The sequence below is a fragment of the Arthrobacter sp. ISL-72 genome (genome assembly GCF_018613755.1).
In the GTDB taxonomy this organism is placed as follows: domain Bacteria; phylum Actinomycetota; class Actinomycetes; order Actinomycetales; family Micrococcaceae; genus Arthrobacter.
The window spans coordinates 283,409-309,411 of the sequence record NZ_JAGGPP010000001.1; the positions used below are offsets into that span (position 1 = coordinate 283,409).

General features: G+C 67.1%; 23 protein-coding genes and 1 riboswitch. Of the genes, 6 read left to right on the top strand and 17 right to left on the bottom strand.

All coding sequences use genetic code 11. The features are described 5' to 3' along the window. Positions 1–14: 14 nt before the first annotated feature. From J7I92_RS24160 to J7I92_RS01390, 5 genes are all read right to left on the bottom strand, one after another. A complete protein-coding gene (locus tag J7I92_RS24160) occupies positions 15–1,757 on the bottom strand; it encodes an ABC transporter ATP-binding protein (protein ID WP_214836278.1) in 1,743 nt (580 codons plus the stop codon). Next, positions 1,754–2,584 (bottom strand): ABC transporter permease, encoded by an 831-nt coding sequence (locus J7I92_RS01375; protein ID WP_214836281.1) that lies wholly within the window; start codon positions 2,582–2,584, stop codon positions 1,754–1,756. The genes J7I92_RS24160 and J7I92_RS01375 overlap by 4 nt, the downstream gene beginning before the upstream one ends. Further along, the gene (locus tag J7I92_RS01380; protein ID WP_214836284.1) at positions 2,577–3,518 is read right to left on the bottom strand and encodes an ABC transporter permease; all 942 of its coding nucleotides are present in this window, start codon (positions 3,516–3,518) and stop codon (positions 2,577–2,579) included. Before J7I92_RS01380 ends, J7I92_RS01375 begins: the two co-directional genes overlap by 8 nt. A 15-nt stretch (positions 3,519–3,533) precedes the next feature. After that, entirely contained in the window at positions 3,534–5,060 is a 1,527-nt protein-coding gene (locus tag J7I92_RS01385) for an ABC transporter substrate-binding protein (protein ID WP_251039338.1), read from the bottom strand. Positions 5,061–5,267: 207 nt separating this feature from the next. Continuing rightward, the gene (locus tag J7I92_RS01390) at positions 5,268–5,618 is read right to left on the bottom strand and encodes a DUF3846 domain-containing protein (protein WP_214836290.1); all 351 of its coding nucleotides are present in this window, start codon (positions 5,616–5,618) and stop codon (positions 5,268–5,270) included. 149 nt (positions 5,619–5,767) lie between these two features. Between J7I92_RS01390 and J7I92_RS01395 the strand changes: the two genes are divergently transcribed. Together J7I92_RS01395 and pabB are read left to right on the top strand one after the other, a co-directional pair. Beyond that, positions 5,768–6,316 (top strand): low molecular weight protein-tyrosine-phosphatase, encoded by a 549-nt coding sequence (locus J7I92_RS01395; RefSeq protein ID WP_214836293.1) that lies wholly within the window; start codon positions 5,768–5,770, stop codon positions 6,314–6,316. Beyond that, positions 6,313–8,397, top strand: a complete 2,085-nt coding sequence (pabB, locus tag J7I92_RS01400; protein ID WP_214836296.1) for an aminodeoxychorismate synthase component I — start codon at positions 6,313–6,315, stop codon at positions 8,395–8,397. Before J7I92_RS01395 ends, pabB begins: the two co-directional genes overlap by 4 nt. Before the next feature lie 8 nt (positions 8,398–8,405). On the opposite strand, the gene cls is transcribed toward pabB, so the two are convergent. Then, positions 8,406–9,881 carry a cardiolipin synthase gene (cls, locus tag J7I92_RS01405; RefSeq protein ID WP_214836487.1) on the bottom strand — a complete coding sequence of 492 codons (1,476 nt, stop codon included), beginning with the start codon at positions 9,879–9,881 and terminating at the stop codon, positions 8,406–8,408. A 94-nt stretch (positions 9,882–9,975) separates the two neighbouring features. Between cls and J7I92_RS01410 the strand changes: the two genes are divergently transcribed. Then, on the top strand, positions 9,976–10,920 hold the full coding sequence (locus tag J7I92_RS01410) for an aminodeoxychorismate lyase (RefSeq protein ID WP_214836299.1): 945 nt from the start codon (positions 9,976–9,978) through the stop codon (positions 10,918–10,920). A 221-nt stretch (positions 10,921–11,141) separates the two neighbouring features. On the opposite strand, the gene J7I92_RS01415 is transcribed toward J7I92_RS01410, so the two are convergent. From J7I92_RS01415 to J7I92_RS01430, 4 genes are all read right to left on the bottom strand, one after another. Beyond that, a complete protein-coding gene (locus J7I92_RS01415) occupies positions 11,142–12,200 on the bottom strand; it encodes an EAL domain-containing protein (protein WP_311380013.1) in 1,059 nt (352 codons plus the stop codon). 253 nt (positions 12,201–12,453) lie between these two features. Further along, positions 12,454–13,479 carry a PLP-dependent cysteine synthase family protein gene (locus tag J7I92_RS01420; protein WP_396020337.1) on the bottom strand — a complete coding sequence of 342 codons (1,026 nt, stop codon included), beginning with the start codon at positions 13,477–13,479 and terminating at the stop codon, positions 12,454–12,456. 5 nt (positions 13,480–13,484) lie between these two features. Next, positions 13,485–15,074 carry an aromatic amino acid ammonia-lyase gene (locus J7I92_RS01425; protein WP_214836306.1) on the bottom strand — a complete coding sequence of 530 codons (1,590 nt, stop codon included), beginning with the start codon at positions 15,072–15,074 and terminating at the stop codon, positions 13,485–13,487. 4 nt (positions 15,075–15,078) lie between these two features. Further along, positions 15,079–16,374, bottom strand: coding sequence for an NtaA/DmoA family FMN-dependent monooxygenase (locus J7I92_RS01430; RefSeq protein WP_214836308.1), 1,296 nt, complete (start codon positions 16,372–16,374; stop codon positions 15,079–15,081). Between the two features lie 221 nt (positions 16,375–16,595). Continuing rightward, positions 16,596–16,711, top strand: a riboswitch (SAM riboswitch). 13 nt (positions 16,712–16,724) lie between these two features. Here J7I92_RS01430 and J7I92_RS01435 point away from each other — a divergent pair. From J7I92_RS01435 to J7I92_RS01445, 3 genes are read left to right on the top strand one after another with little or no spacing between them, the layout of a single operon-like run. Next, a complete protein-coding gene (locus J7I92_RS01435; RefSeq protein ID WP_396020334.1) occupies positions 16,725–17,045 on the top strand; it encodes a DUF1737 domain-containing protein in 321 nt (106 codons plus the stop codon). Continuing rightward, positions 17,042–17,452: a rhodanese-like domain-containing protein gene (locus J7I92_RS01440; protein ID WP_214836310.1), complete on the top strand. Its 411-nt coding sequence runs from the start codon at positions 17,042–17,044 to the stop codon at positions 17,450–17,452. Before J7I92_RS01435 ends, J7I92_RS01440 begins: the two co-directional genes overlap by 4 nt. Continuing rightward, the gene (locus J7I92_RS01445) at positions 17,453–18,661 is read left to right on the top strand and encodes an O-succinylhomoserine sulfhydrylase (protein ID WP_214836312.1); all 1,209 of its coding nucleotides are present in this window, start codon (positions 17,453–17,455) and stop codon (positions 18,659–18,661) included. 83 nt (positions 18,662–18,744) lie between these two features. On the opposite strand, the gene J7I92_RS01450 is transcribed toward J7I92_RS01445, so the two are convergent. The 7 genes from J7I92_RS01450 to J7I92_RS01480 form a co-directional block, all read right to left on the bottom strand. Then, positions 18,745–19,461 carry a hypothetical protein gene (locus J7I92_RS01450; protein ID WP_214836314.1) on the bottom strand — a complete coding sequence of 239 codons (717 nt, stop codon included), beginning with the start codon at positions 19,459–19,461 and terminating at the stop codon, positions 18,745–18,747. 332 nt (positions 19,462–19,793) lie between these two features. Then, positions 19,794–20,186 carry a nuclear transport factor 2 family protein gene (locus J7I92_RS01455; RefSeq protein WP_214836316.1) on the bottom strand — a complete coding sequence of 131 codons (393 nt, stop codon included), beginning with the start codon at positions 20,184–20,186 and terminating at the stop codon, positions 19,794–19,796. A 100-nt stretch (positions 20,187–20,286) separates the two neighbouring features. Next, entirely contained in the window at positions 20,287–20,610 is a 324-nt protein-coding gene (locus J7I92_RS01460; RefSeq protein WP_214836318.1) for a hypothetical protein, read from the bottom strand. A 32-nt stretch (positions 20,611–20,642) separates the two neighbouring features. Beyond that, complete coding sequence (locus J7I92_RS01465) at positions 20,643–21,869, bottom strand: glutamate--cysteine ligase (RefSeq protein ID WP_214836320.1); 1,227 nt, start codon at positions 21,867–21,869, stop codon at positions 20,643–20,645. A gap of 105 nt (positions 21,870–21,974) precedes the next feature. Beyond that, the gene (locus J7I92_RS01470; RefSeq protein ID WP_214836323.1) at positions 21,975–23,498 is read right to left on the bottom strand and encodes a UDP-N-acetylglucosamine 1-carboxyvinyltransferase; all 1,524 of its coding nucleotides are present in this window, start codon (positions 23,496–23,498) and stop codon (positions 21,975–21,977) included. A 91-nt stretch (positions 23,499–23,589) separates the two neighbouring features. After that, positions 23,590–24,390, bottom strand: a complete 801-nt coding sequence (locus J7I92_RS01475) for an energy-coupling factor transporter transmembrane protein EcfT (RefSeq protein WP_214836327.1) — start codon at positions 24,388–24,390, stop codon at positions 23,590–23,592. Beyond that, entirely contained in the window at positions 24,387–25,994 is a 1,608-nt protein-coding gene (locus J7I92_RS01480) for an ABC transporter ATP-binding protein (protein ID WP_214836330.1), read from the bottom strand. The genes J7I92_RS01475 and J7I92_RS01480 overlap by 4 nt, the downstream gene beginning before the upstream one ends. Positions 25,995–26,003 lie beyond the last annotated feature (9 nt).

The window sequence follows — 26,003 nt, forward strand, 5'->3', positions numbered from 1 at the left end:
GGGAACGGGGAGGGTCAGTGAGCTGCTGACACCCCGGCCGGCTCTTCGCCGGCAGCCGGGCGCTCCGGGCGCTGCCCCGCGCTCCGTTCCTGACGCGGCTCCTGGTGCAGCAGTGACTGGAGGTGATCCCCCCGGCACGGGATGGCGGCCTCCACGAGGGCCCGGCTGTGCTGATGGGCGGGCCGGGTGAAAAATGCCTGCGTCTCCGCAACCTCAATCACGCGCCCGTCCAGCAGCACCGCCACCCGGTCGCACATGTACCGCACCACGTCCATGTCGTGGGAAATGACGATGAGTGACAACCGGTGCTCCCGCTGCAGGCGCAGCAGCAGGTTGAGGACGGTGCGCTGCGTCAGGGCATCCAATGCGGAGGTGGCTTCGTCGCAGATCAGCACCTGCGGATCCAAAAGAAGCGCCCTGGCGATAGTGGCGCGCTGAAGCTGCCCGCCGGAGCACTGCCCGGGACGCTTGTCCAGCATCGACTCATCGAGTTCCACTTCAGCCATGGCGTCCGCGATGCGCCGGGCCCGCGCTTCGGCGGTGAGGCCCGCGCGGCGCAGGAGGGGCGCCTCCATGCTGGACCGCAGCGTCATTCGCGGGTCGAACGAACTGTGCGGTTCCTGGAACACCAGCTGGACGGCCGTCGTCGCCCTGTCCAGTTTGCCGCCGCGCTCGTCCAGGTGGCGCCCGATGGTTCCGCTGCTGACCTTTTCCAGTCCCACGACGGCGCGGGCCAGGGTGCTTTTCCCGGACCCGGATTGGCCAAGGACACCGAGGATCTCCCCGCGTTTCAGCTCCAGGTTGACGTTTTCGAGGGCCAGGTGGGATCTGCGCCGGTGCGCCCCGAACTTCTTGTGGACACCCGTGAGGGTGAGGACTTCCCGCTCCGCGGGCGGCGGCCTGCGGCGGGATCCAGGGGCCAGCTGCGATGCCGCGAGCAGCTCGCGCGTGTAGTCACGCTGCGGCCTGGCCAGGATCCGGCCTGCTGGCCCGGCCTCCACAATGCTGCCTGAATCCATCACAAGGATCCGGTGCGCGAAGGCGGCGACGGACGCGATGTTGTGGGTGATGTACAGAACCCCCAGTCCCCGTTCCTGGCGTTCCCGGTCCAGGAGCCGGAGAACCTGCTGTTCCAACATCTTGTCCAGGGCCGACGTCGGCTCATCTGCCAGCAGCAGCTGCGGACGCCCGGCGAGGGCAAGGGCAGTCATGGCCCGCTGGGCCATCCCGCCGGAAAGCTGGTGGGGGTACGACCGGACGCCGCGGTGCGGGTCGGCGAATCCGACGTCGTGCAGCATCTCCAGCGCGGCGGCCCTGGCCTTCGCCCCGCGCAGGCCGCCGTGGATCCGCAGCGGCTCCGCCAGATGCTGGCCGATGGTCCGGCTCGGATTGAACATGCGTTTCGGCTGCTGGAACAGCATGCCCACCTGGCCGCCCCGGAGCGCGGTGAGGTCCTTTTCGGTGGCAGCAGTGACGTCGAGGGAACCCGCCCTGATGGACCCTCGCGTGATGCCCAGCTGAGGCGGCAGCAGCCGGAGGCACGAAAGCGAGGTCAGGGTCTTTCCGGACCCGGAACCGCCCACGAGTGCCACGAATTCCCCCGCACCGACGGCCAGCGACAGGTCCCGGACGAGGGGCGCTGCGCCGGCGCCAACGCCGTCCGGACCGGCAGTACGGCCGTCCTTGCCGCCGTCGGGCGCGTCATGCTGCCGCAGGTTCCGGACCTCCAGGTCCCGGATCTCGAGAATATTGTTCATTTTGACTCCGCTACGGGCACAAGCAGTGGACCGGCTGCCCTGTGCGCGGCGCGCTGTCCCAGCAGGGTCACGCACAGGGCGACCACAAAAATGGCGAGGCCCGGCGCGAGGATCCCCAGCGGCGCCCGCTCCGTAAAGGGCTGCGCCGCGGCCATCATCGAGCCCCAGTCCGACTGCGGCGGCTGCACCCCGAGTCCCAGGTACGAAAGGGCGCCCACGCTGATCAGCAGCTGGCCGAAGCGGAGCGTGGCCTGGCCGACGATGGGCCCGGCAAGGTGCGGGATGACGTGCCGGAAGATGATGAACGACGGCGGGCAGCCCACGACGCGGGCGGCCTCAACGAATCCGCGGCTGGAGACGTCGTAGGCGAGCGTCCGCGCCAGCCGGGCGAACGGCGTCCAGCCCGTTACGGTCAAGGCCAGCAGGAGGGGTCCGAAACCAGTGCCCAGCGCGGCCACGATGAACAGCGCCACCACCATCTCGGGAACTGCGAGCAAGACGTCGTTGGTCCGGGTCAGGAATTCATCCAGCCAGCCGCGGCGGCGCGCGCTCAGCACTCCGACGGCCACTCCCGTCAGGCACGTGAGCACGGTTCCCAGCGCGGCGACTGCCATGGAGAACCTGCCGCCTTCCAGGAGGCGGCTCAGGGTGTCCCGGCCCAGGTGATCGGTCCCCAGCCAGTGCTCGGGGGATGCCGACGCCAGCCGGGCGGCAAGGTTTTGTTCAGCGGGAGGATAGGGGTAGATCCAGGGGGCAACGGCCACGGCCAGGATCAGGACGGCGAGCACCACGGCGGCGACCCGGCTCGCTCCGGCGAGGCTACGCATAGCTGCCTTCCACGGTCGGGCTGAGCAGGCGGTGGACAAAGTCGGCGAGGGTGGTCACGGTGACGGCAAGAGCCACCACCACTACCACTCCACCCTGGGCCAGCGGGACGTCGCTGTTGATGACGGCGTTGAACAGCAGCCGTCCCATGCCCGGCACTGCGAAGATGACTTCCACAATGACCGAGCCGCCGAGCAGGCCGGCAAACCAGACCGCGAAGAGGGTGGACAGCGGGACCAGCCCGTTGGGGACCACGTGCCTCAGGACCGCCTGGGCCTGGCTCAATCCCCTGGCCCTGGCAGCCGGGACGTGTTCCGCTGCCGAGGCTTCGAGGATTCCGGAGCGGACGGCGGATGTGAAGTAGCTGATGGGCCGCAGTGCCAGGGTTACGGCCGGAAGAACCATCGACGCCGGGCCCGCCCAGCCCGCGGACGGCAGGACGGACAGTTTCAGCGCAAAAACGAGCACCAGCAGCGGCGCCACCCAGTACTCAGGCATGGCGATGAAGGACTGGGTGACAGTCGTGATCACCTTATCCGTGGCCCTGCCCGGCCGCAGTCCCGCCGCGATTCCCAGCGGCAGGGACACCAGGACGGCAAGTCCGAGTGAGAACACCACCAGGCTGAGGGTGACGGCGAGCGCCGGCAGGACCTGCTCCGCCACCGCTGTCCGGCTGACGTGGGAGAGGCCCATGTCGCCGCTGGCCATGCGGCCAAGCCAGCGGAAATACTGCAGCATCAGGGGATCCTGCAGTCCCAGGCTGAGGCTCAGGGACTGCACCGAAGCGTCATCCACAACATCCCCGTTCACTCGTGACCGGATGATCTTGCGGACCGGGTCCCCGGGAGTGAAGTAGGGGATCAGGAAGACCGCAAAAGAGGACACGACGACCGCCGTCACCAGTGTGGTTGTTCTTTTGGCTATGAACGGAAGCATGTGGCCGGTGGCTCGCTAGGAGCCGGATTTCGCCGTCTGGGCCGTCAGCACATAGCGGGACAGCGGGTCCTGCACGTAGCCCAGCACGTTTGTGCGGACGGCATCGGTTGCCTGCTCGTTCACCAGCCAGATGCTCGCTGCCTTGTCGGTGAGGATGTTCCCGGCCTCGGCATAGCGCCGGTATCGTTCGTCGGCGTCGGCCGTCCGGCCGGCTTCGGTGACCAGGCGGTCGTACTCCGCGTCGCAGAAGTGGCTCAGGTTGTAGGATCCCGAGCAGGTGTAATCGGCGGTGAGGAAGCCGAGGGGATCCGCAATGTCGATCAGACGGTTCCGCTGGCTGAGCAGCATGTCGTAGTTGCCGGCCAGGACGTCAGGTTCTGCAGCGGCGTACTCCTTGGCCTGGATGGTGACGGGAATTCCCACGGCCTTCAGGTTTTCCTGCAGGACAGCCGCAACGTCGGCGAACTCCGCGCGCTCCACGATGGCGATGATCTCCAGCGGCCGGTCCGCGGTGTAGCCGGAGTCCTTCAGCAGCTTCCGGGCGGCGTCCAGGTCCTGCTTCGGGGCGTCCTTCGACTCCCCGGCCCAGGGTTCCGAGGGCGCAAACACGCCGGTGGCCGGGGCTGCCGCCCCCTCATAGACGCTGGCTGCCAGCGCATCCAAGTCGAGCGCTTTCCGGATGGCGGTGCGCACGTCAACGTCGTTCAACGGCGCCTTGCCGTTGTTCATGTAAAGGGTTGCCGTCCGCGCCGAGTCTTTTTTGAGCACCTTGACGTCGGCAGCGGAGTCCAGGGCGGACAAACTGGCCACCGGGATGGACAACGAGATGTCCGCTTCGCCGGTCTGGACCTGGGCGGCCCGGGTGGCCCCATTGGTGATGAACCGGACCTCGGCGCCGGCCAGCTGCACGTCGCCTCCCCAATAGTCCTCGTTTCGCTTCAGGGTCAGGGACTGCTGGGAGACCTCCGAGACAGGAACGAAGGGTCCGGTGCAGTGGCCGAAGGGGTTTAAGGTCGCACCCTTGTAGGCGGCGGGGGCCAGGATTCCGGCGTTGACGCTGGCCAGTCGGTAAGGGACCAGGGGGCTCTCGGTGGGTGTGCTGACACGGACCGTGTTTGCGTCCAGGGCGGTGACGCCGCTGATCATGGTGCGGTTGAATGCGCGGGCACGAACGGTGGCATCCAGAACGTGGTTCAGTGCGGCTGCGACCGACTCGGCCGTGAGCGGGGTGCCGTCCTGGAAGGTCACACCTTCGCGGATGGTGAAGTCCCATTGGAGGGAGCTGGACTGCGTCCACTTGGCGGCCAGCATGGGCACCACTTCGCCCTTTGCATGGTCATAACTCGTCAGCGTCTCCAGACATCCGGACAGGGACAGGATGTAGGCGGCATCCGATTCCAGGGCCCAGTCGGCGACCGGAGCCCGGAAGTTATCAACTACGATCCGCTGGCTGGTGTCGGCAGCCGGGGCGGCAGAGCCGGATTCCCCCTGGCCTCCGCTGAAGCCGCACCCGCTGAGCGTAAGGAGAGCGACGACGCACATGATGGTCCGGGACCTGTTGACTGAAAGCACAAAAACCGCCTGAGCTGCCGGCAGATCGCCGGATAAAAACATGAGGACGATTTAGGTTAGCCTTACCTGCTGCGATCCTGTGAATCCCGAGATGCCCGCCGCCGTAATAGTCGAACGGCCTTGGTACGGCGGGGCACGGCCCGCCGTAACAGGCATTGCGGTAAAAGTTGAGGGCAGCTAGGCCGCCAGCGGGGAGCCGAACATTTCGGTGGCCCGCCTCAGCAGGTGCTCCGGGACGTCCGCCTCGCCGCCGTGTCCGGTGCGGCCCAGGAACACGGCCGTGCCCCGGGCTGCGTCGGAGAGGTCCAGGCCTGCTTCATGGATGAGTTGCGCCGCGCGGATGTTCGGCGGCAGGTTCATGGAGTGGCCGTCGGCGTTGAGGTAGACGTGCCAGTCTCCGCGGCTGACGGACTCCAAGTGTCCCCCGACCAAGCGCCGGAGGGTTTCCGGAGTTTCATCCAGCGCCATGATTCGCAGGGCCTCGCCCAACCGGGCCGGAATGACCAGTGCAGTACATGTGATGCTCATATTCTTCCTCAGTACAGATAACCGAGAGGCGCCTCAATCTGTTCCCGAATAGGCCAACTTATGACGCAATCCGAAACATTGTTGACCGAAGCGTAATGGCATCCAGCGGTGACTAGCCAAGACGGCCCGCCATCCCCCATGCTTGCTCCATGTCCTCAGTGTCGAGCCCATACCGGATCATCGCGGTCTGCACCGGAAATATCTGCCGGTCCCCGATGGCCGAGCTGATGCTGGCCGAGGCCTTCGCAGCAGCGGGACTCGCCGGCGCCGTCGCCGTGGATTCAGCGGGAACCACAGCCTATGAGGCGGGCCGCCCCATCGATCCCCGTGCCGCCCGCAAGCTGGCCGCCCACCAGCTCACTTCGAACCTGCACGTCGCGCGGGAATGGCGCCCGGAGTGGTTCCGTGACCGCAACCTGATCCTCGCTTTGGACGTGGACCACTACGGCTGGCTGCGGGCTTCCGCCCCTGACGGCGAGGCACTCGCCCGGATCCGGATACTGCGCAGCTTCGATCCGGCGGTGGCGGGCCGGGACCTCCTGGACCAGGGCATCGAGGACCCCTGGTACGGCGGGCATGCCGACTTCGAAGTCACCTGGGACCTCATCAAAGCCGCCGTCCCGGGGATAGTGGAGTACGTCCGCCAGGAAATGCGGCAACGGAGCGGGTCCGGGCAGCAGGTACGCTCTATTTCATGACCCTTGCACCCGTGATCATCGCCATCGACGGCCGGTCCGGCGCAGGAAAAACCACCCTCGCTATCGAGCTTGCTGCACGGCTTCGGGAGCACCACAAGGTGTCGCTGTTCCATCTGGAGGACATCTATCCCGGCTGGAACGGGCTGGCGGCGGGCATCGAGCGGTTCGTCAGCACGGTGCTGGCCCCGCTGCGCCGTGGCGAGGCCGCTGAATGGATCAGCTGGGACTGGGCTAAGCATTACGACGGCCAGGCGCGCACCACCCTGCCGGCGGAGATCGTGATCGTGGAGGGAGTCGGCGCGGCTGCCACGGCCGCCCGCCCGCTGCTGGATGCCGTCATCTGGGCGGAGTCTTCCGACGACGACCGCCGCACCCGCGCCCTGACGCGCGACGGCGGCACCTATGAACCGTTCTGGGACCAGTGGGCAGCGCAGGAAGAGGATTGGCTCGCCGCGGACCCCGTGCCGGACCACGCCGATGTCCGCGTCCTTAACAGGGCGGACGGTACCGCCCCCGCCGACGTCCTCCTGGCACTGCAATATCTTCCCGCCCTCGCGCCTGCGCTGCTGCCCGAGCTCTCGGCGCGCTGGGGCCTCCGGCTCCGTGCGGAGCGGCTGGACTGTGTCCCCGACCCCGCCCGGCTGTTCGATGATCTCTACGGCCGCTCGCGGAACGCTGTCTGGCTGGACTCCTCCCTCCCGCCGGAAGGCAGTGCCGCCGAGCGCAGCCGCTTCAGCATCCTGGCGGACGACGGCGGCAGCTTCGGTCAGGTTGTCCGGCACCGTTCCGGCGTGACCTTGCTGACCACCGGCACCGCCACGGTGGAAACCGCCGGGCCCTTCTTCCGTTGGCTGGACGGAGTCTGGGGCCGCCGCGCCCTGCGGGCGCCCGAGGGTTACGCCTGCGAGTTCACGCTCGGCTGGCTGGGGTACCTCGGCTATGAACTCAAACGAGAAACCGGCGGCAGCGATGTCACCTCTGGCGCTCCTGATGCCGCCATGATCTTCGCCGGCCGCGCGGTGGTCCTGGACCACGTTGAACACACCGTCTGGCTCCTTGCACTGGAGGGGCCAGACGCCGAGGAATGGCTGGCACTGGCCCGCGCAGCGGTCACGGCGGCAGCGTCCCCGGCGGGATCCGCCACCGCCCGACCAGTTAGCACCGGGGGCACCGCGGTCGAGAGCACCGCCGTCGGCACCGGAAGCCCAACCGCGCCGTTCTTCGCTGCCCGTGACAGCGAACTTGCCTACAAGGCGAAGATCGCCGAGGCCCAACGCGAAATCGCCGAGGGAAACACGTACGAAGTCTGCCTGACCACCGCGGTGACCGCCGCCTTGGGGTGCGGCCCGGACGCGTTGGACCCCTGGCAGGTGTATCTGGCCCTGCGCCGGAAGAACCCGGCCCCGTTCGCCAGCTACCTCCGCTTCGACGGGCTCAACGTGGCCAGCACCTCACCCGAGCGTTTCCTGCGGATAGCGGCCGACGGCGGCATGCGCGCCGAACCCATCAAGGGCACACGCCCCCGGGCCGCGGAACCGGACCGGGACGAAGATCTGCGGCGTGAGCTGGAGTCCTCCCCGAAGGACCGGGCCGAGAACATCATGATCGTGGATCTGCTGCGCAACGACCTCAGCCACTTCGCCGTCGCGGGATCCGTCACTGTCAGCAGGCTCTGCGCGATCGAAAGCTATGCCACGGTCCACCAGATGGTCAGCACCATCGACGCGAAGCTCAAACCCGGGCTTCCCCGCGCCGAGGCTGTTGCAGCATGCTTCCCCGCCGGGTCCATGACGGGTGCCCCGAAAATCAGCACGATGGCCATCCTGGACCGCCTTGAAGGCGAGCCCCGCGGTGTCTATTCGGGCGCGATCGGCTACTTCTCGCTGAGCGGTGCGATGGACACGGCGGTGGCCATCCGGACGTTGGTTATCCGCGACGACGGTGCCGGCGGCACCGAACTGAGCCTCGGCATCGGCGGTGCCATTACTGCGGATTCCTCACCCCAGGAGGAGTACGACGAAATCCGGACGAAGGCGTTCGGGGTGCTCTCCGCACTGGGCGCGGAATTCCCTGAAGGCTGACGCCGCGGCTACTGCAGCGTGGCCGTGAGCCGGGCGACGTTGTCCACGTACTTGACCGCCATGGGCCGCTGCATCCAGTCCCCGAGCGTGAGCTCCCGGGAGATATCCCGATAGGTGTCCTCCACGGCGCGCATCTTGGCCACGATGTCGGCGCCAAGGAGCATCACCGAAACTTCGAGGTTGAGCGAGAAGGACCTCATGTCCATGTTGCTCGACCCCAGGACGGCCACTTCGTCGTCAATGGTGAAATGCTTCGCGTGCAGCACGAACGGCGCCCTGTACAGGTAAATCCGCACGCCCGCTTCCAGCAGTGCCTCGTAGTAGGACTGCTGCGCGTGGTGGACCAGGAACTGGTCCCCCTTTTCCGAAACGAAGAGTTCGACGTCGACGCCGCGTTGCGCCGCCGTCGTCACCGCATAGAGCAGCGAATCGTCGGGGACGAAGTACGGGCTGCAGATGGAGATCTTGTGCTGGGCGGAGTAGATGAGGGTGTTGAAGAGGCGCAGGTTGTTCTCGGTGATGAACCCGGGGCCGCTGGGGACTGCCTGCGCGGTGACCTTCCCCGGGGCAATCTCGGGGCGGTGCGCCAGCTGGTCCTCCAGCGACTCGTCGGTCTCGCTGAGCCAGTCGGTGGCGAAGACCACGTTGAGTGTGTTGACGATCGGCCCGCGCATGCAGGCCATCAGCTCCACCCACTCGCGCCCCACCTTGCGGTGCCGGGGGTTGTTGTAGGAGGGCTCGATCAGGTTCTGTGAGCCGGTGAAGGCGATTTCGCCGTCGATGACCATGATCTTGCGGTGGTTCCGCAGGTCGGGTCGGCGCCACTGGCCGTGCACCGGACGCAGCGGCAGCATCGGACGCCACTGGATCTTGCTCGCCTTGAGGCGCCGGATCAGCTTCCGGTAGCCCTTGATCCGCAGGGTGCCGAGGTGGTCGAACAGCACACGGACCTGGACGCCGCGCTCGGCAGCCTCTTCCAGTGCCGAGAACAGGTCGTCGGTGATGTGGTCGGTGCTCATGATGTAGAACTCGGCGTTGACGAAGTCCTTCGCCTCGCGCACCGCCGCCGCCATGGCCTTGATGGAGTCGGGGTACCCGGGCAGGAGTTCCACGCTGTTGCCGTCCACCATGGGCAGCGAGCCCAGCGTTTTGTTCAGTTCCGCGGCGGAGGCCACCCATTCCGGACCGCCGTAGCGGCTTTCGAGGGCTGCCAGCTGGGACGTGCCCGCGCGGACCCGCGTGTTCACGGCCTCCTGCTGTGCCCGGCGCCGCCGGGAGAGCTTGAAGTTGCCGAAAAGCAGGAACAGGACCAGGCCGAGGGCAGGAACGAAGAAGATTCCCAGCAGCCAGGCCATGGCCGTGGTGGGACGGCGGTTGCCCGGAATGATGCCCACCGCCAGCACTCGGATGACCAGGTCAACAACGCTCAGCGCCAGCACCAGCCAGTTGGGCGCGGTACCCACAAGCGGAAACGGCCACAGCACAGACAAACCCCCACGGTTCCTCGCCCGCCGGACCGGTTCCGGAAGGGCATCCAGCACAGCCTATCCCGCAGGCGGCCGAGGCTAAGCTTGAGGCATGACTCCTGCTGTCCAGGCCACAGTGCTGGTATTCCTTGACCCCCGGTTCGACGACGGCCGGATCGCCGACGCTTCCCAGCCGCAGCTGATGGCGACGGACCAGGGTGCCACCCGCGGCGACGGCGTGTTTGAATCCATGCTGTCCGTGGGCGGAACCCCTCGGAAACTTGACGCACACCTGCGGCGGCTGCAGGGTTCCGCAACCGCTCTGGAACTGCTGATTCCGGGGGAGGACGCGTGGCGCCGGGCCATCGCGACGGCGGTCGGCGAATACCGTTCCCAGCACCCCGCCGGCACGCCGGACGAGGACGAAGTGGTCGTAAAGCTGATCTGCACCCGGGGTGCCGAGGGCGGCGCGGCCCCCACGTGCTGGGTGCAGGCCTCACCGGTTCCCGCCTCCAGCCGGCGGCAGCGCGAGGCCGGAATCGACGTCATTCTCCTGGACCGCGGCTACGACAGTGAGGTGGGGGAACGTGCACCGTGGCTGCTGCTTGGCGCCAAGACCCTCTCCTATGCGGTGAACATGGCAGCCCTGCGGTACGCCCACCACCAGGGGGCGGACGACGTGATCTTCACTTCGTCCGACGGCCGCGTCCTCGAGGGCCCCACGTCAACGGTCCTGCTCGCGCACCTTGAGACGCTCGACGACGGCGCCGGCGGTACCCGCACGGTGCGCCGCCTCATCACGCCGCAACTGGACAGCGGAATCCTTCCGGGCACCTCCCAGGGCGCGCTCTTCACCGCCGCAAAGGCGGCCGGCTGGGAGCTCGGTTACGGGCCGCTGGAACCGCAGGATCTCTTCGACGCCGATGCCGTGTGGTTGATTTCCAGCATCCGGCTGCTGGCTCCGGTGAACCACATCGACGGCAAGGAGATCGGTACGCCCGCGCTGCGGAAGCAGCTGACCGACGAGCTCAGCGAGCTGTTCGCCACCATCGAATAGCCCCGTCCCTACCCCGACGCTCTCTCACTTCCCGCCGGCTATTTACCGATGCTCTCTCACGTTCTGCCGGATAATTCCAGACGCACTCTCACCCTGGCCTGCAGCGTCAATAGTTGCATCGCTGTGCGCCGCGGCGAAGTGATGGAGTTCCACAATTCCGACGCTCTCTCAGTTCCTGCCGTTTCCCCCAGCGGGTTGGGCGGCAGGAAGTGAAAGAGCGTTTAGGTGGCCGGGCCGGAGGAGCCGGTGACGGATGCTTCGTGTTCGGCGGAGGTTTGCCAGGCGGCCCATTCCAGCGGCTGGACCGAGGGTCGTCCCAGGAGGTACCCCTGCCCGGAGGTCATCCCCAGTTCCATGACTGCATCGAGCTCTTCCTGGGTTTCGATTCCTTCAGCGACCAGCTGCGCGCCGACCTGCCGGGCGAACGCCACCATCGCTGCGCCCAGGGTTTTCTGGCCCGCGGCGCGGTCGATCCCCGCGATCATGTTCCGGTCGAGTTTGATGATGTCCGGGCTGAGCAGTGTGACCTGGCTCATCGAGCCGAAGCCCGCGCCGGCGCCGTCGACAGCAATCCGGAGACCGCGCTGCCGAAGCGGTGCCAGTGCTGCCACCACGGGCTCGTATTCATCCTCGGCCAGCCGTTCCGTCAGCTCGATCACGATCCGGTCCACCGGCAACTGGGAACGCTCCACGAAAGCACGCAGCCGGGGATCCAGGCAGGTGGCCGGCGACAGGTTCAGCGCCACGTAGACATGCTCCGGCAACTGTTCAGCGGCGATAAGGGCAGCCTGCAGGGCAGCGAATTCAAGGTCCGGACCGAGGCCCACGGCCGCGGCCTCGTTGAACCAGTGATCAGCGCTTGCGCCATCGTCGCTCACGAACCGTGTCAGTGCCTCAACCCCGATCACGTTCCGGCTGGAAAGCTCGTGGATGGGCTGGAAGGCAGTAAGGAGCATCCTGTCGCCGAGGATCGACTCGATCCGGCGCCGGCTGCGGCGCGTGAACAACACCGTGGCTCCGAAATCCTCATCAGGCAGGGGCAGATCCGGGCTGGGCAGGGTGGGTTCCGGGACGAGGTGCGGTCCGGGCTCGTCCGTCTGCTCGTCGGTGATGGTCCTGGTGGCAATCAGGTGTTCCAGCAGGGCGCGCTCGGGATTCCCCGGATGCGATTCCATCCGGCTGCGCAACTGCTCACGGGCCCACTCGCTCTGCGGCGTGGCATCATCCAGCACAGACTCGATGATGTCCCTCGCTTGTCCGCGGATCGTCGGAACACTCACGTCCGAAGGCGGGATCGATCGGGGTCCCCGGCCCGCAGTCGATTCTCCATCGGTCAATGCTGGAAAAGAAGTCTCATCCATTGACATTGGCTATTCCTTTATAAGTGTTGGTCCCGGCTGAGCCCGGGACCCGCCCATAACTACACCGCATGCTTATTCGAGGATGCGGGAACCACGAACGTTTCAAAAGAGTACAACGAGACCGGGCTGTCTGTCTCTACCTGTTTCCGAGTCGTGATGCTAAGCAGACGAGCTATTCCTCCACGAATTCTGCGGCCAGGTGGATGTTGTTCTCTGCCAGCCACACCGGATTGAACGCCTTGCTCAGGTAGTTGCTGCCGGCGTCGGGGGCTATTGCCACCACCACCGATCCATGCGGAGCGGCGCGCGCAACCCTGAGGGCGGCGGCGACGGTGAGTCCTGACGAAGGACCGAGGGACAGTCCTTCCTCGTTCAACAGCAGGTGCTCGGTGGTGTACACCTCGTTGTTGGGAATGCGCAGGAAGCGGTCCACGATGCTCCGGTCGAAGATTTTGGGCCACTCGGGTTCCGGCCAGGAGTTCCCGACGCCATCCACCAGGATTTCGCCGGGATGCCCGCCGCTGTATACCGAACCGACGGGGTCCGCTGCGATCACCTCAACGTGGCCGGCGGATTTTTCCTTCAGGTACCGGCCGTTGCCGCTGATGGTCCCGCCGGTGCCGATCCCGGCCACGAAATGGGTCACTTTCCCGGACGTCTGGCCCCAGATCTCCGGCGCCGTTCCGGCGTAGTGGGCCAGCGGGTTCGCCGGATTGTCGAACTGAAGCGGGCGCCAGGCGCCGGGAATCTCGGCGGTGATCCGGGCCGCGACCGCCCGAGCGTTCTCGGGCGACTCCGCCGGCGCGGTCCAGTCCGTCACCACCACCTTGGCGCCGTAACGGTGCAGCGCCGCGAGTTTCTCCGAAGAGATCGTGTCCCCGGTGACCACCACCACCGGATGCCCGGTCAGCGCCCCGATGAGCGCCAGCCCGATCCCGGTGTTCCCCGAGGTGCTCTCCACAATGGTTGCCCCCGGGCGCAGCTCACCGCTGTCCTCTGCCGCGCGGACCATGCTGAGCGCTGTCCTGTCCTTGATGGAACCGCCGGGATTGTTCGATTCGAGCTTGACGTAGACGGTGCTGCCCAGGCCCTTGCTCAGGATGTCCAGCGGCACCAGGGGAGTGTTTCCCACCCGCGCCAGCACGGCAGCGGCGTCCGCCGCAACGTCAGCGCCCTGGATCGCGTGCCTGCCTGTCATGATGCTCATGGTTTCCTTTCCGTCCCGCCGTCGAAGCCACCGCTCAGGACGCTGACCACGACGCCGTTCAGTTCCCTACGCGCCTGGTTCACCAGCGCTGCCGCCGGCAAACGCGCGGCCAGCACAGTGGAAAGACGGTCGACGACGGCGGCCGTCCCCTTCCCCAGCGGCCGCGCCACAGGCGCTTCCGCCGCGCCCAAAAGGTACGCGGCTGTCAGCGCCTCGATGGTGAGCAGCTTCCCGGCGGCCTCCACGGAACGTTCCAACTGCTGGAGGGCCAGCGGTGCCAGCGTTGAATGGTCTTCCACATCCGCGGACAGCGTGGGTGCCCCCAGCGTGGCCGGCGCCGCGAGGACCTTGAGCTCGGACAGCAGGCCGGCCGCGGAATACCAGAGCAGGCCCGGCAACTCTTCCGATTCCAGGGCAGTCCCGTTCCTCGCAGCGTCGAGGTGCTGCTGCCGGATGCGTCGCTGCGGCGGGTAGAGCTTGGCGATCCGGCGTTCGCTGCTGATCCCCAGATGGGCCAGCCCCAGGCGCAGTGCCTCGAACGCGAGCGCCAGCTGCATGGGCTGGAAGTTCCCGCCGGACACCATCAGGCCGGAGTCCAGGTCGGTCAGGGGGTTGTCGCCCCGGCCGTTGAGCTCAACCTCCAAGGCATCCTCCAAGGCTGACACCTGCCACCGGAACGCCCCGTGGGTCTGGGGCGCCGCGCGGAAGGAGAGCGCGTCCTGCACGGATACTTCACGGGCCGAATCCTCCAGCCAGCCGCCGGCCAGGAGCCGCCGCACGTGGCCCGCCGTGACCGCCTGCCCGGCCACCGCCTTCGCCGCCTGCACCGCCGGCGAAAAGGGGCTGAGGTTCCCGCCGCCGTCGTGCCTTGCCGTCGCCTCAAGCGAGAGCGCGAGCGCGGTGTCCGCGAGATCGGCCAGGCGCCGGATCCGGTACAGCACCAGCACGCCGACGCCGATGGAGTAGGAGTTGGAGCTGACCAGGGCCAGCGCCTCGCCGGGCGCCAGTTCCAGCGGCGCCAAGCCGGCGTCAGCGAGCGCCTTCCCGCCCGGAATCAGCTGCCCGTCCGCGGCCACCGCCTGGCCTTCCCCGATGGCGACGGCGGCCACAGCAGCCAGGTGCGTCAGGTCGGCGGAGCCCACGGACCCTTCACGCGGGATGGCCGGAACCACTTCGCGGTTGAGCATCTCGGCGTAGAAGCGGGCTGTTTCCGGGCGGACACCGGAGCCACCGCGGCTGAAGCCGACCAGCCGTGCCAGGATCACGGCCCGGACCTCATCCGGGGCCAGGAGTTCCCCGACCCCGCTGTCGTGGTAGCGCACCACCTGCACCTGGTAGGCGAGGATCGACTTCTCCTCCACGGTGGTGTCCCGGCCCGACCCCAGCAACGTGTTGAGCCCGTAGACGCGGTGGCCAGAGTCGACGGCCCGCTGCACCACCTCCCTGGAGAGACCGATCAGCTCCAGGGCGTCCGTGCTCAGGACGAACTTCACGGCCGGATCGGCGGCGGCTTCGGCGATGTCCCTCGCGCGCAGGTGCGCCGTGCCGATCAGGAAGCTGCTGGCGCCGTTGCCCGTGGACGTCATGGCACTAAAAGTCCAGCAGGTTCCGGCGGAAACCGCCGTCGCCGTAGCTTGAACGGAGGAGCCCGCGGCGGCGCAGCACCGGCGCCAGGCCGTCGAGGACCCCGTGGACGGTTGCCGGGTCCACGAAACCGGAGAACAGGAAACCGTCACCGCCCACCTGCGCGCCGGTTTCCTCCAGATAGTCGGCAATCTCATCGGCCGTGCCGACGATACTGTCCCCGGCGCCGCCGCTGCGGGCCTGCAGGAGCTGGCGCAGGGTGGAACCGGGCGGGCCGGCTTTGGCGAAGTGGTCCAGGGTGCCCTGGTTGCTGTTGGTGGTCAGCTCGGGCAGCGGGGCGTCGAGGTCGAACTGCTTGAAGTCGATCACGGAGAGGTACGAGATGGAGTTCAGCTGGCTGTCGATGTCCCGCTGTGTCAGCTCCCGCCGCGCGGCCCGGAGCTCCTCCGCCTCGGCACGGGAGCCCGCGACGGTGGGCTTGAGGACGAACAGCACCTTCACGTCGTCGGGGTTCCGGCCGGCTGCGGCCGCCTCCGCCCGGATCGAATCGCGGTAGGCCTTCATGCCGTCCGCACCCCTCGCCAGGGCAATGGCGACGTCGGCGTTGCCGCCCGCGAACGCCTTGCCTCGCGGCGACGCCCCGGCCTGGACCAGCACCGGTTCCTCCGGCAGCGGCGCGGTGTTCAGGGGGCCGCGGACCTTGAAGAATTGGCCGTCGTGGTTGATCGGGCGGACTTTCGTGTGGTCCGCGAAGATGCCGGCCTCGACGTCCTCCACGATGGCGTCCGGCTCCCAGCTGCGCCAGAGCTTGCGCACCACGTCCACGAATTCCTCCGCTTTCTCGTAGCGGAGGTCATGCTCGATCTGCTGGTCCAGCCCGTAGTTCTGCGCTGCGAGGTCGCTGCCGGACGTCACCACGTTCCAGCCCAGCTGGCCGCTGGAGAAATGCTGCAGGGTTGCCAGCAGCCGGGCCGCGGTGAACGGCGGATAGAAAGAGGCGCTGACCGTGGGAACGATGCCCAGGTGTTCCGTGGCGGAGAGCAAATACGGCACCAGGGCCAGCGGATCGTGCTTGGGCGCGAACGACGCCTGCGCCAGCGACACCTCGGCGCTCCCGCCGTACGTGTCCGGCACGGTGAGGGAGTCCTCGATGATGAACAGGTCCAGCCCGGCCCGCTCGAATTCCCGGACTGCGTGCTGGTACGTTGCCGGCTTCTTCCAGTCGTACCCGATGCCGTACCCGGGCGTACCCCAGCCTTGGACACCGAATCCGTGACCCACAAACCAACCGAAGTGCAGCATGGGACTGACTGTATTCCCGTTGGGTCTGTTCACGGCTGCCTGATTTCATCCGGCGTTACGGCGGTTCATCTCCCGTCATTATCCTCCCGGCACTAGCTTTTGTAACGGCACGACGGCGGCTGGCAAGGGCCGCCGCCGGCGCAGGACTGCGGGTGCTCCCGTTACGGAAGATGACGACGACGGCGGTGCGGGCCGCCGTCGTAAGTGTTACGTTTTTCGGGAGTAATGAGAACCGGTGGCAAGCCCTGACTGGCCGGTCGGCAACCCTCCCTTTCGCGGCGGGGTGCCTCAGGTGAATACTCGGCATATCGACCCATTCGAGCTGCAAGCGTGAGAGAAGGAGACCCGTCGTGTCTGACGCCCCCGCCCAACTGGTTACGGCCGCCCAAACGGCCGCCGCCGACCAGGAACAGCCCCAGGAAAAGCTGGCCTACCGGCTCATCACCGGCCCCGATGACCGCGCGTTCTGCGAGCGCATCTCCGCGGCACTGACCGAAGGCTACGTCCTGCACGGAAACCCGGCGGCCACGTTCAACGGCACCAGCGTGATCGTGGCGCAGGCCGTGATCCTGCCCTCGGCAATCGCCACCGCCGACGCTGCCGTGGCAACCGCTGTGGACGAACTGGACTTCGACGGCGACTTCCCCGAGGCATTCGAGGGGCACGCGTGAGCTACGCCGGAGACCTGAGCCCCGAGGATGCCTGGGCCAAGCTGGAACAGGGTGCGGTCCTGGTGGATGTCCGCACCGAGGGCGAGTGGGCGCACATCGGCATCCCGGACACCAAGGCCACGGAAAACGATCCCCTTTTCATTCAGTGGACCTTCCCGGGCGGCATTCCCAACCCGGATTTCGTCGAACAGCTGAAGCAGCAGGCTCCGGAGGACACCGGCGTCGAGCTTGTGTTCATCTGCCGTTCGGGCGTCCGCTCCGTGGCTGCCGCAGTTGCCGCCACGCAGGCCGGTTTCACCGCCTACAACGTCCTTGAAGGCTTCGAGGGCGAACCGGACCGCTGGGGCGAGCGCACCGTCAACGGCTGGAAGAACCGCGGCCTGCCCACCAATCTCGGAAAGAACTAAGTGACCTTCAATCCCGACGCCGCCGGCTGGAGCCCCGACACCCAGGCTGTCCGCGGCGGCCTTGACCGCACCAACTTCCAGGAGACCGCCGAGCCGATCTTCCTCAACTCCGGCTTCGTGTACGAATCCGCGGCAGCCGCCGAGCGTGCCTTCACCGGCGAGGACGAACGTTTTGTGTACTCCCGCTACGGGAATCCGTCGGTTGCCACGTTCCAGGAACGCCTCCGGCTGCTTGAGGGCACCGAGGCATGCTTTGCGACGGCGTCCGGCATGTCCGCGGTGTTCACCGCCCTGGGTGCCCTGCTGGCTGCCGGGGACCGGGTGGTGGCTGCCCGGTCGCTGTTCGGCTCTTGCTTTGTGATCCTGAATGAAATCCTGCCGCGCTGGGGCGTGGAAACAGTGTTCGTGGACGGACCGGACCTGGATCAGTGGCGCACCGCACTGGCCGAGCCGACGACGGCCGTGTTTTTCGAGTCGCCGTCCAACCCCATGCAGGAAATCGTGGACATCGCCGCGGTCAGCGAGCTTGCACACGCAGCAGGCGCCACGGTGGTGGTGGACAACGTCTTCGCCACTCCGCTGCTCCAGCGCTGCGGCGAACTGGGTGCGGACGTGATTGTGTACTCGGGCACCAAGCACATCGACGGCCAGGGCAGGGTCCTGGGCGGGGCCATTCTGGGCACCAAAGAGTTCATTGACGGCCCGGTCAAGCAGCTCATGCGGCATACCGGGCCGGCCCTTTCGGCCTTCAACGCCTGGGTGCTGACGAAGGGCCTCGAAACCATCGCCCTTCGCGTCAACCATTCGTCGGCCTCCGCCCTTCGCCTGGCCGAGTGGCTCGAGGACCAGCCGGCCGTCAGCTGGGTCAAGTACCCGCTGCTGAAGTCCCACCCGCAGTACGAGCTTGCGGCGAAGCAGATGAAGGCCGGCGGCACCGTGCTCACGCTGGAACTGGCCGAGCCCGCGGGCCGAACGGCGAAAGCGGCTGCGTTTGCGCTGCTGGACGCGCTGCGGATCATCGACATTTCCAACAACCTCGGTGATGCCAAAACACTCATCACCCACCCGGCCACCACAACGCACCGCGCCATGGGCCCGGAAGGCCGCGCGGCCATCGGGCTCAGCGACGGCGTAGTCAGGCTGTCCGTGGGGCTTGAGGATGTTGACGACCTCATCCGCGACCTGGAGCAGGCACTCAAGCAGATCTAGCCGAAGCCCGGAGCAGCGCTGTGACGGGCCCGCCAGACCGAAGCGTTCGCCACGGACGTGGTGGTCCGTGGCGAACGTTTTTGTCAGCCGTGGGCGAGGATGGTGTCGATGAGCTGGGCGAGCTCAGCGGCCGCGTCCTGGGTCACTGCCGGGCCGCCCTTGACCGCCGTGGCTGCCAGGTTTCCCTTGATGCCGGTCATGGTCAGTGCGGTCTGCTGTTCGCCGGTGGAGATGCTCTGCTTGGCCAACGCTGCGAACGACTGGTCCCCCTTTGTCTTGGCATCTATCGGCTGGATTTCCGTGGTGATCTTCTGCCCGGACAGTTCAACGGTGAAATTGCTGCACTGGGCCGTGGCCTTCCTGGAGGCCTCCAGATGGTCCGTCAGCTGCTTGGCGTCCTTAAGGGCGATGACGGTGACGACGATGGCGGTCTGGTCAGCGGCTGACACGGTGGTTCCGGCCGCATAAGTGCTGTCCTCGGGAACCTGGGAATTGCTGTCCGCGAAGACATTGCATTCCGGTGGCGTGAAGACGGCGGTCTTGAGGACTTCCTTGGCTTTGATGATGCCCTGGTCGATCTGCGCTGCGGGGATCACAGTCAGCGGGCGGCCCTGGGAATCCTTCAGCGTGGCGAGCAGGCTGCTCAGGTCCGCGTCCGTGTATGTTTTGGCCGGACTTGGCGTGGCGCTGGATGGCGGCGGTGAGGTGGTTGCGGTCCCGGTGGCGGTGGTGGTTCCGCATGCTGTGAGGGCAAGGAGTGCTGCAAGGAGTAGGGCTGCTGGAGTGGTGCGCCTTTGCATGGACTGATCCCCGTTCGATGATCCGGTCCGCCCCGGGGGGTTTCGGGGCGCATTCCGGAACCTGCTGCGCGTGCGGCAGTGCTGGGGGACCGTGTCTGGGGGACGCCCGGTTCGGCGGATCCGCCGGTGCAACGATCCCCCTCGTGCACCGCTGACTGACGCGATAGCGCCAAGCTACGGCACAGCGCACGGCCCAAACAGAGTGTTAGCTACCCGTTTTACCTTGTCAGGGCGCGAGCACGCGCGCCCTCGCTGCTTGCCCCGCGGGGGCTTCATCCGCGGGGCATTGGTCCGCGGGGATTGGTCCGATAGGTTGGGGCGCGTCCGATCGGCTACGCCCAGAACGCGTCGCCCTTCGCGGTGTCCTGGAAGAACTCCCGGACCTCGGCGATTTTGCCGTCACGTACGCGGAACGCGAGTGCGCCATCCTGGTCCAGGGACTTACCCCTGCTCTCGGCCGTGGCGTGCTGCACAGCAACAGTGTTGGTTTCCCCGCCGATGATTTCCTCAACGGTCACCTTCAACTTGCCCTCGGAGCGTGTCCCCAGCTCGCCAAAGTAGGCCAGAATGGCCTCGCGCCCCTGCTTCGTGCCCGATAGCGCTCCTGCTCCCGCAACGTGCCAGACAGCATCCTCCGCGAACACTTCGCCGAGGGTTGCCATGTCACCTGCATTAAAGGCGTCATATCCGCGCCGGACCAGTTCGACATTCTCCTGCGTTCCCATTTCTGGCACCTCTCCGTCTACGTCGTCGGGTAAGTATCGGACGGATCAAGGCTATTCCCGCGCGGATTTCTTGTCGATGGATCCCGGGCACCGCGGAACTTCAGGTGTCCAGCTCCCAGTGCACCCGGATGGCCTCGGCGACCGGACCTGAGGCAACGTCCACCGTAAAGGCGACCGGCGCGGTTCCGGTCTCTTCAATCACGGTGTCATGGTAGACCCGGCCGCAGGCGGGGCACAGAGTGTAAAGGTCCTCGTCCGGCGGCCACACGGCCAGTCCCGCAGGCACGGGGGTGTCCCCGCCCAGGTGGACCGGCATGCCTTCGGAGTTGGCCTGGATCAGTCCTTCATCGCCTACCGTGTTGCCGCAGACGCAGGTGATGGTGGTGACATCGTGGCCGGTCACTTGGGCGAATTCTGTTTCCATGGCGCGCTCCGGGACTTGGTAGGAACCTGTGGTCAGGACTGGCGCACGCGCAACAGGACCGGAGCCGGTTCGCGAACGGGAGCCGCTTCCGCCTTGCTCATGGTGACCTCCACCGAGTGAGCCACGACGGCGGCCAGCCCGGCCACCGCGTCCTCGGTCCTGGCGAGGGCCTCCTGCATCGCATGACGCTGCTGTTCCGAACCGGTCCCCCGGTCCAGGATTCTGCGGACACCTTCGCGGGCCAGTTCCAGCTCGTCCTGTTCGCCCAGGACCGGCGCCACAAAGTCCACCAACGCCTCCACCACTTCCTCGGCCGGGGCGGGGCGGAAGGTGCCGAAATCAAGCAGATCGCTGCGGAGCCCGCAGTTGCTGGCCTGCCACGCCGCCATGCGCAGCAGCACGGTGGGGACAGGAGCAGGTTCCACACCGGCCCGCCATTCCCTGCTGGCTGATTCAACCAGGCCCCGTACGAGCACGGCGATCAAGGCGGCGTCCTCCGCAGCCAGGCAGACATCCGCCACCCGGACCTCCACGGTGGGGTGGTTGCGGGAGAGCCGCGCGTCAAAATAGATCATGCCTTCGTCCAGCAGCACCCCGCTGTCCAGCAGCCGGGTGACCACGCGCCGGTACATGGAGTGCGTGCCGAAGATCTGGGACGGCCCCGACGTCGGCCAGCGGTTCCAGGCCTGCGTGCGGTAACTTTCGAAGCCCGTCTCCACACCGTTCCAGTACGGCGAGTTCGCACTGAGCGCCGTCAGCACTGCGAGCTTGTCCCGGATCCTGTCGATGACGGCGACGCCTTCCTCGGCCGACTCGATGAACGTGTGAACGTGGAATCCGCAGGTCAGCTGCTCATAGGCAGTGAGCCCAAACCGCTCCTGCATGGTGGCGTAGCGCGCGTTCGGCGTGGTGTGCGTAGTGGAGCCAATGGGCGATGTTGCCAGCGCAGCCACCCGCGCACCGTGTTTCCTTGCGGCCCGGTCGGCCAAGGCACGGCCCTGGCGGATCTGCAAAAGCAGCTCGGTGTAGTCGAGGCACGGCCGGGTCTGGGTCTCGATCTGCTCAAGTTTCAGCTCAGCGGTGAGTCCCGTGGCGTCGTCGTCGTTCGTTGCATCATGCGGATCCGGGATCCGCGGCCTGTCCGGGGCGTCGTCGGCGGCGAGCTTCCGCCCTGTCAGGAGGGCGTCCGCCAGCGCCAGCGGCTCCCCGGTCACGGGGTCCACAATCAGCAGCTCTTCCTCAACCCCGAAAGTTCGCATGCATACATTGTGCGACAGCTGCGTCCGGTTCGACAGCTTCCGTGACGCAAGCTCACGAACGGGCGGTCCGGTGCCGGCCTCGCCCGTCCGTGAAGAGCTCCCAAATCAGTCCTGGAAGTACTCGATTTTCGCGCCGATGGTGTTGAGCCGTTCAGCCAGGTCCTCGTAGCCGCGCTCAATCACGTAGATGTTGCGCAGCTCGGACACGCCGCGTGCAGCCAGCATCGCCAGCAGCAGGCACGCGGCCGGGCGGAGGGCCGGCGGGCAGCCGATCTCCGCGGCGCGCCAGCGGGTGGGGCCGTTGACATAGATCCGGTGCGGGTCAAGGAGCTGCACGCGGGCGCCCAGTTTGTTCAGCTCGGTCAGGTAGATTGCACGGTTCTCGTAGACCCAGTCGTGGATCATGGTCTGGCCCTCGGCGTTGCCGGCGATGACGGCGAAGAAGGGCAGGTTGTCGATGTTCAGGCCGGGGAACGGCATGGGGTGGATCTTGTCCGTGGGGGCGTGCAGTTCAGAGGGCTTGGTGGTGACGTCCACCAGGCGCGTGCGGCCGTTGCGGGCAAAGTACTCCCCGGAGATCTCCAGTTCCTGGCCCATCTGTTCCAGGGTGGCCAGTTCGATCTCCATGAATTCGATCGGAACCCGGCGGATGGTCACCTCGGAATTGGTGACGATGCCGGCGGTGATGAGGCTCATCGCTTCGATGGGATCCTCGGAGGGGAAGTATTCAATGTCGACGTCGATCGAAGGGCGTCCTGTGATCTTCAGGGTGGTGGTCCCCACCCCGTCGATCTCCACTCCAAGGCGCTGGAGGTAGAAGCAGAGGTCCTGGACCATGTAGTTGGGGCTTGCGTTGCGGATCACCGTGGTGCCGCTGCGGTGCGCTGCCGCCATGATGGCGTTTTCGGTGACCGTGTCACCGCGTTCGCTCAGCACAAAGGTGCGGTTGTCGCCGTCTGCCGGCGGGGCCTGCACGGAATAGAAACCCGCTTTGGCTTCCACTGACAGGCCGAACTGGCGCAGCGCCTGCATGTGGGGTTCCACCGTGCGAGTTCCCAGGTCGCAGCCGCCCGCGTACGGGAGCCGGAACTCGCCGGACTCGTCCAGGAGCGGCCCCAGCAGCATGATGACGCTGCGGGTGCGGCGGGCAGCTTCCACGTCCATGGAGTCGAGGTCCAGGACGGCGGGGCGGCGGATCTGCAGGTCGTTGGCGTTGAGCCAGGTGCATTCGACGCCGATGCTGGTGAGGACCTCGACGATCCTGTTGACTTCCTCGATCCGGGCAAGCCGCCGCAACGTGGTGGTGCCGCGGTTGATGAGGCTGGCGCAAAGAAGCGCAACCCCGGCGTTCTTGCTGGTGTTGACGTCCACTGAACCGGACAGTGTGTGGCCGCCCTCCACCCGGAGGTGGGTCATCTGCGGCCTGCCCACCTTGACGATGCTCCGGCCGACAATGGCCTCGAGCCGCTCGATCATTTTAAGGCTGAGATTCTGCTTGCCCTGCTCCATCCTGGCGATGGCGCTCTGGCTGGTTCCCAGCTCCGCTGCCAGCTGTCCCTGGGTCCAGCCCTTCTCGCTCCGGGCATCGCGGAGCAGCAGGCCTACGTGTTCAGCGGTCTCTTGAGTCATGCATCAAAAATATCACCCATGAGTTATTAGGACATGCGAAACGCCGAAAAGTGCACTCGATCTCACAGAATACCCGCCTCGTGCGATATATCTACTGCTCGAGGAACACCATGTTCCAAGTGCCTGCGCCCACTGCCGCGGACACGGCGGTGGCGGCAATCAGCAGCCCGCCGAGGACCACCCAGATGTCCAGCGCACTGTACGTGGACTCCCGGGCCCAGGTCCGCCGGGCCCCGCCGAATCCGCGCGCCTCCATGGTGACCGCCAGCCGTGAGGCCCTGCGGACGGCCTGGACCAGGAGCCCGAAGCTCTGCCCCAGCGTCGCCTTGAGGCGCTGCGCCGGGCTTCCGTGCGAGCCGACGCCGCGGGCTCGCCGGGCCATCCCGATGGTCTGCCATTCCTCCGCCATCAGGCCCACCAGACGCATGGCGGCCAGTGTGCCCAGCACGAAGCGGTGCGGCAGTTTCGCTTTCTGCGCCAGGGCGTCGGCCAGATCCGTGGGGTCGGTGCAGCTCATCAGGAGCACCGCGGGGAGGGCGATCGCCAGTCCCCGCAGCAGGAATCCCAGCCCCAGCTCGAGCGATCCTTCACTGATGGACCAGATGCCGGCGTCGAGCAGGATCTTTCCCGAGTCAGGCGCCAGGATTGAGGTGCTCCAGCCACCCAGCGCGGCCGCCAGGATCAGCGGCCAGCCGCGCTGCCACAGCAGCGTGAGCGTCAGGCCTGCCAGCGGAAACAGCAGCAGCTCGAAGGCCAGCGCCACGGAGGCGGACACCCAGTCGATGGACAGCGCCAGCACCACGGTCATGAGCATCACGACGGCGAACTTGGCCAGCGGGTTCGCGCGGGTGAGCAGGGCGTGGTTGGCGGACAGGGTCAAGGCTTCCCTCATGGTGCGGCCACTTCCGGGTTTCGCGGGCCGGCTTGCTGCGCGGCGGGTTTGAGCCGGGGCGCGCCGAACTTCAGTTCGGTGCCGCCCAGGACGTCGCTGAATTCCTGGTCATGCGTCACGGACACCACTGCCGTCCCGGCGTCCAGGAGTTCCGAGAGGAAGGATGCGAGTTCCGCCCAGGTGTTGGCGTCCTGGCCGAAGGTGGGCTCGTCGAGGATCAGCACGCGGGGGTGGGCAGCGAGCACTGTGGCCACGGACAGCCTGCGCTTCTCCCCGCCGGAGAGCGTGTAGGGGTTCGCATCCACCAGCTGGGTCAGCCGCAGCCGCTCCAGCAATTCGTCCACCCGTTCCTCGCCGTGGCCCAGGTGGCGCGGTCCGAACATCAGCTCGTCCAGCACCCGGCCGGTCACGAACTGGTGCTCCGGTTCCTGGAACACGGTGCCGATCCGGGCGATCAGCTGCTCGGCCTTCCATTTGTAGGGATCAATTCCGGCGCCGTCGCTCAAGTCAAGGGTGGCCGAGACCTTGCCCGACACTGGCCGGAGCAGTCCGGCGAGGGTCAGGGCAAACGTGGATTTTCCCGACCCGTTGGGGCCGGTGATAGTGAGGGCCTGGCCGGCCCGGACCTGCGCGGTGATGCCGGATTGCACTGGAACCGGCGGGATGGCCTTGAAGCGCCGCCGGCGTGGCTGTTCGCGGGAAACGGCCAGGTCCTCCGCGGCCAGCAGCAGGTCCCCTCCGCTGGGCGCCGCCGCCATCCCGTCCGTGCCGTTGTTCCGCGTCCGGGTGGCCGGCACGTAGCCGGGCACCCAGACACCCGCGGCGACGAGCATCTCCCGCGCCTGCGCCAGGACCTGGTCCGGGGACCCGTCCAGGAGTACTGCCGAATCAGTGGCGGTTCCCGGCTGCAGCACCACAATCCGGTCCACGAGGTCTTTCCACACCCCCACCCGGTGCTCCACCACCACCAGCGTCGCCCCGGTTTTGTCCAGGCACCGGCCCACGGCGTCGCGCACTTCCAGCACGCCGTCGGGGTCCAGGTTGGCAGTAGGTTCGTCGAGCAGCAGCAGTCCCGGGCGCATCGCGAGGATCCCTGCGAGCGCCAGGCGCTGCTTTTGCCCGCCGGACAGCGCGGACGTCGGGTGGTCAAGGGGCAGGTGGGCCAGCCCGGCGTCGTCGAGCGCTTCCTCCACGCGCCTCCAGATGTCCCGGCGCGGCACGGAGAGGTTTTCGGCGCCGAAGGCGACGTCGTCCCCCACCCGGGAGAGGACCACCTGCGTCTCCGGGTCCTGCTGCATCAGGCCTGCACGGCCCCGCTGGGCGCGGGGCGGGGCGCCGTCGATTAGCAGGCTGCCCGTTTCGTCGGAGTCCTCGGCGTCCGGCGCGCCGTCATGCGCGCCGGAGTCGCTGTCACCAAGGACCCCGGCGAGGGCGTGGAGCAGCGTGGATTTGCCCGCGCCGGAAGGACCCAGGAGCAGCACCCGTTCGCCCGGCTGGATGTCCAGGTCAAGGCCGTGGACCGCAGGAAGGGACCGGCCCGCGTGCCGCCAGCCCCAGCCGCGGGCGGTGACCGCGGCGGGGCGGACGCTGTCTGAAGATGTCATGGAGGCTCT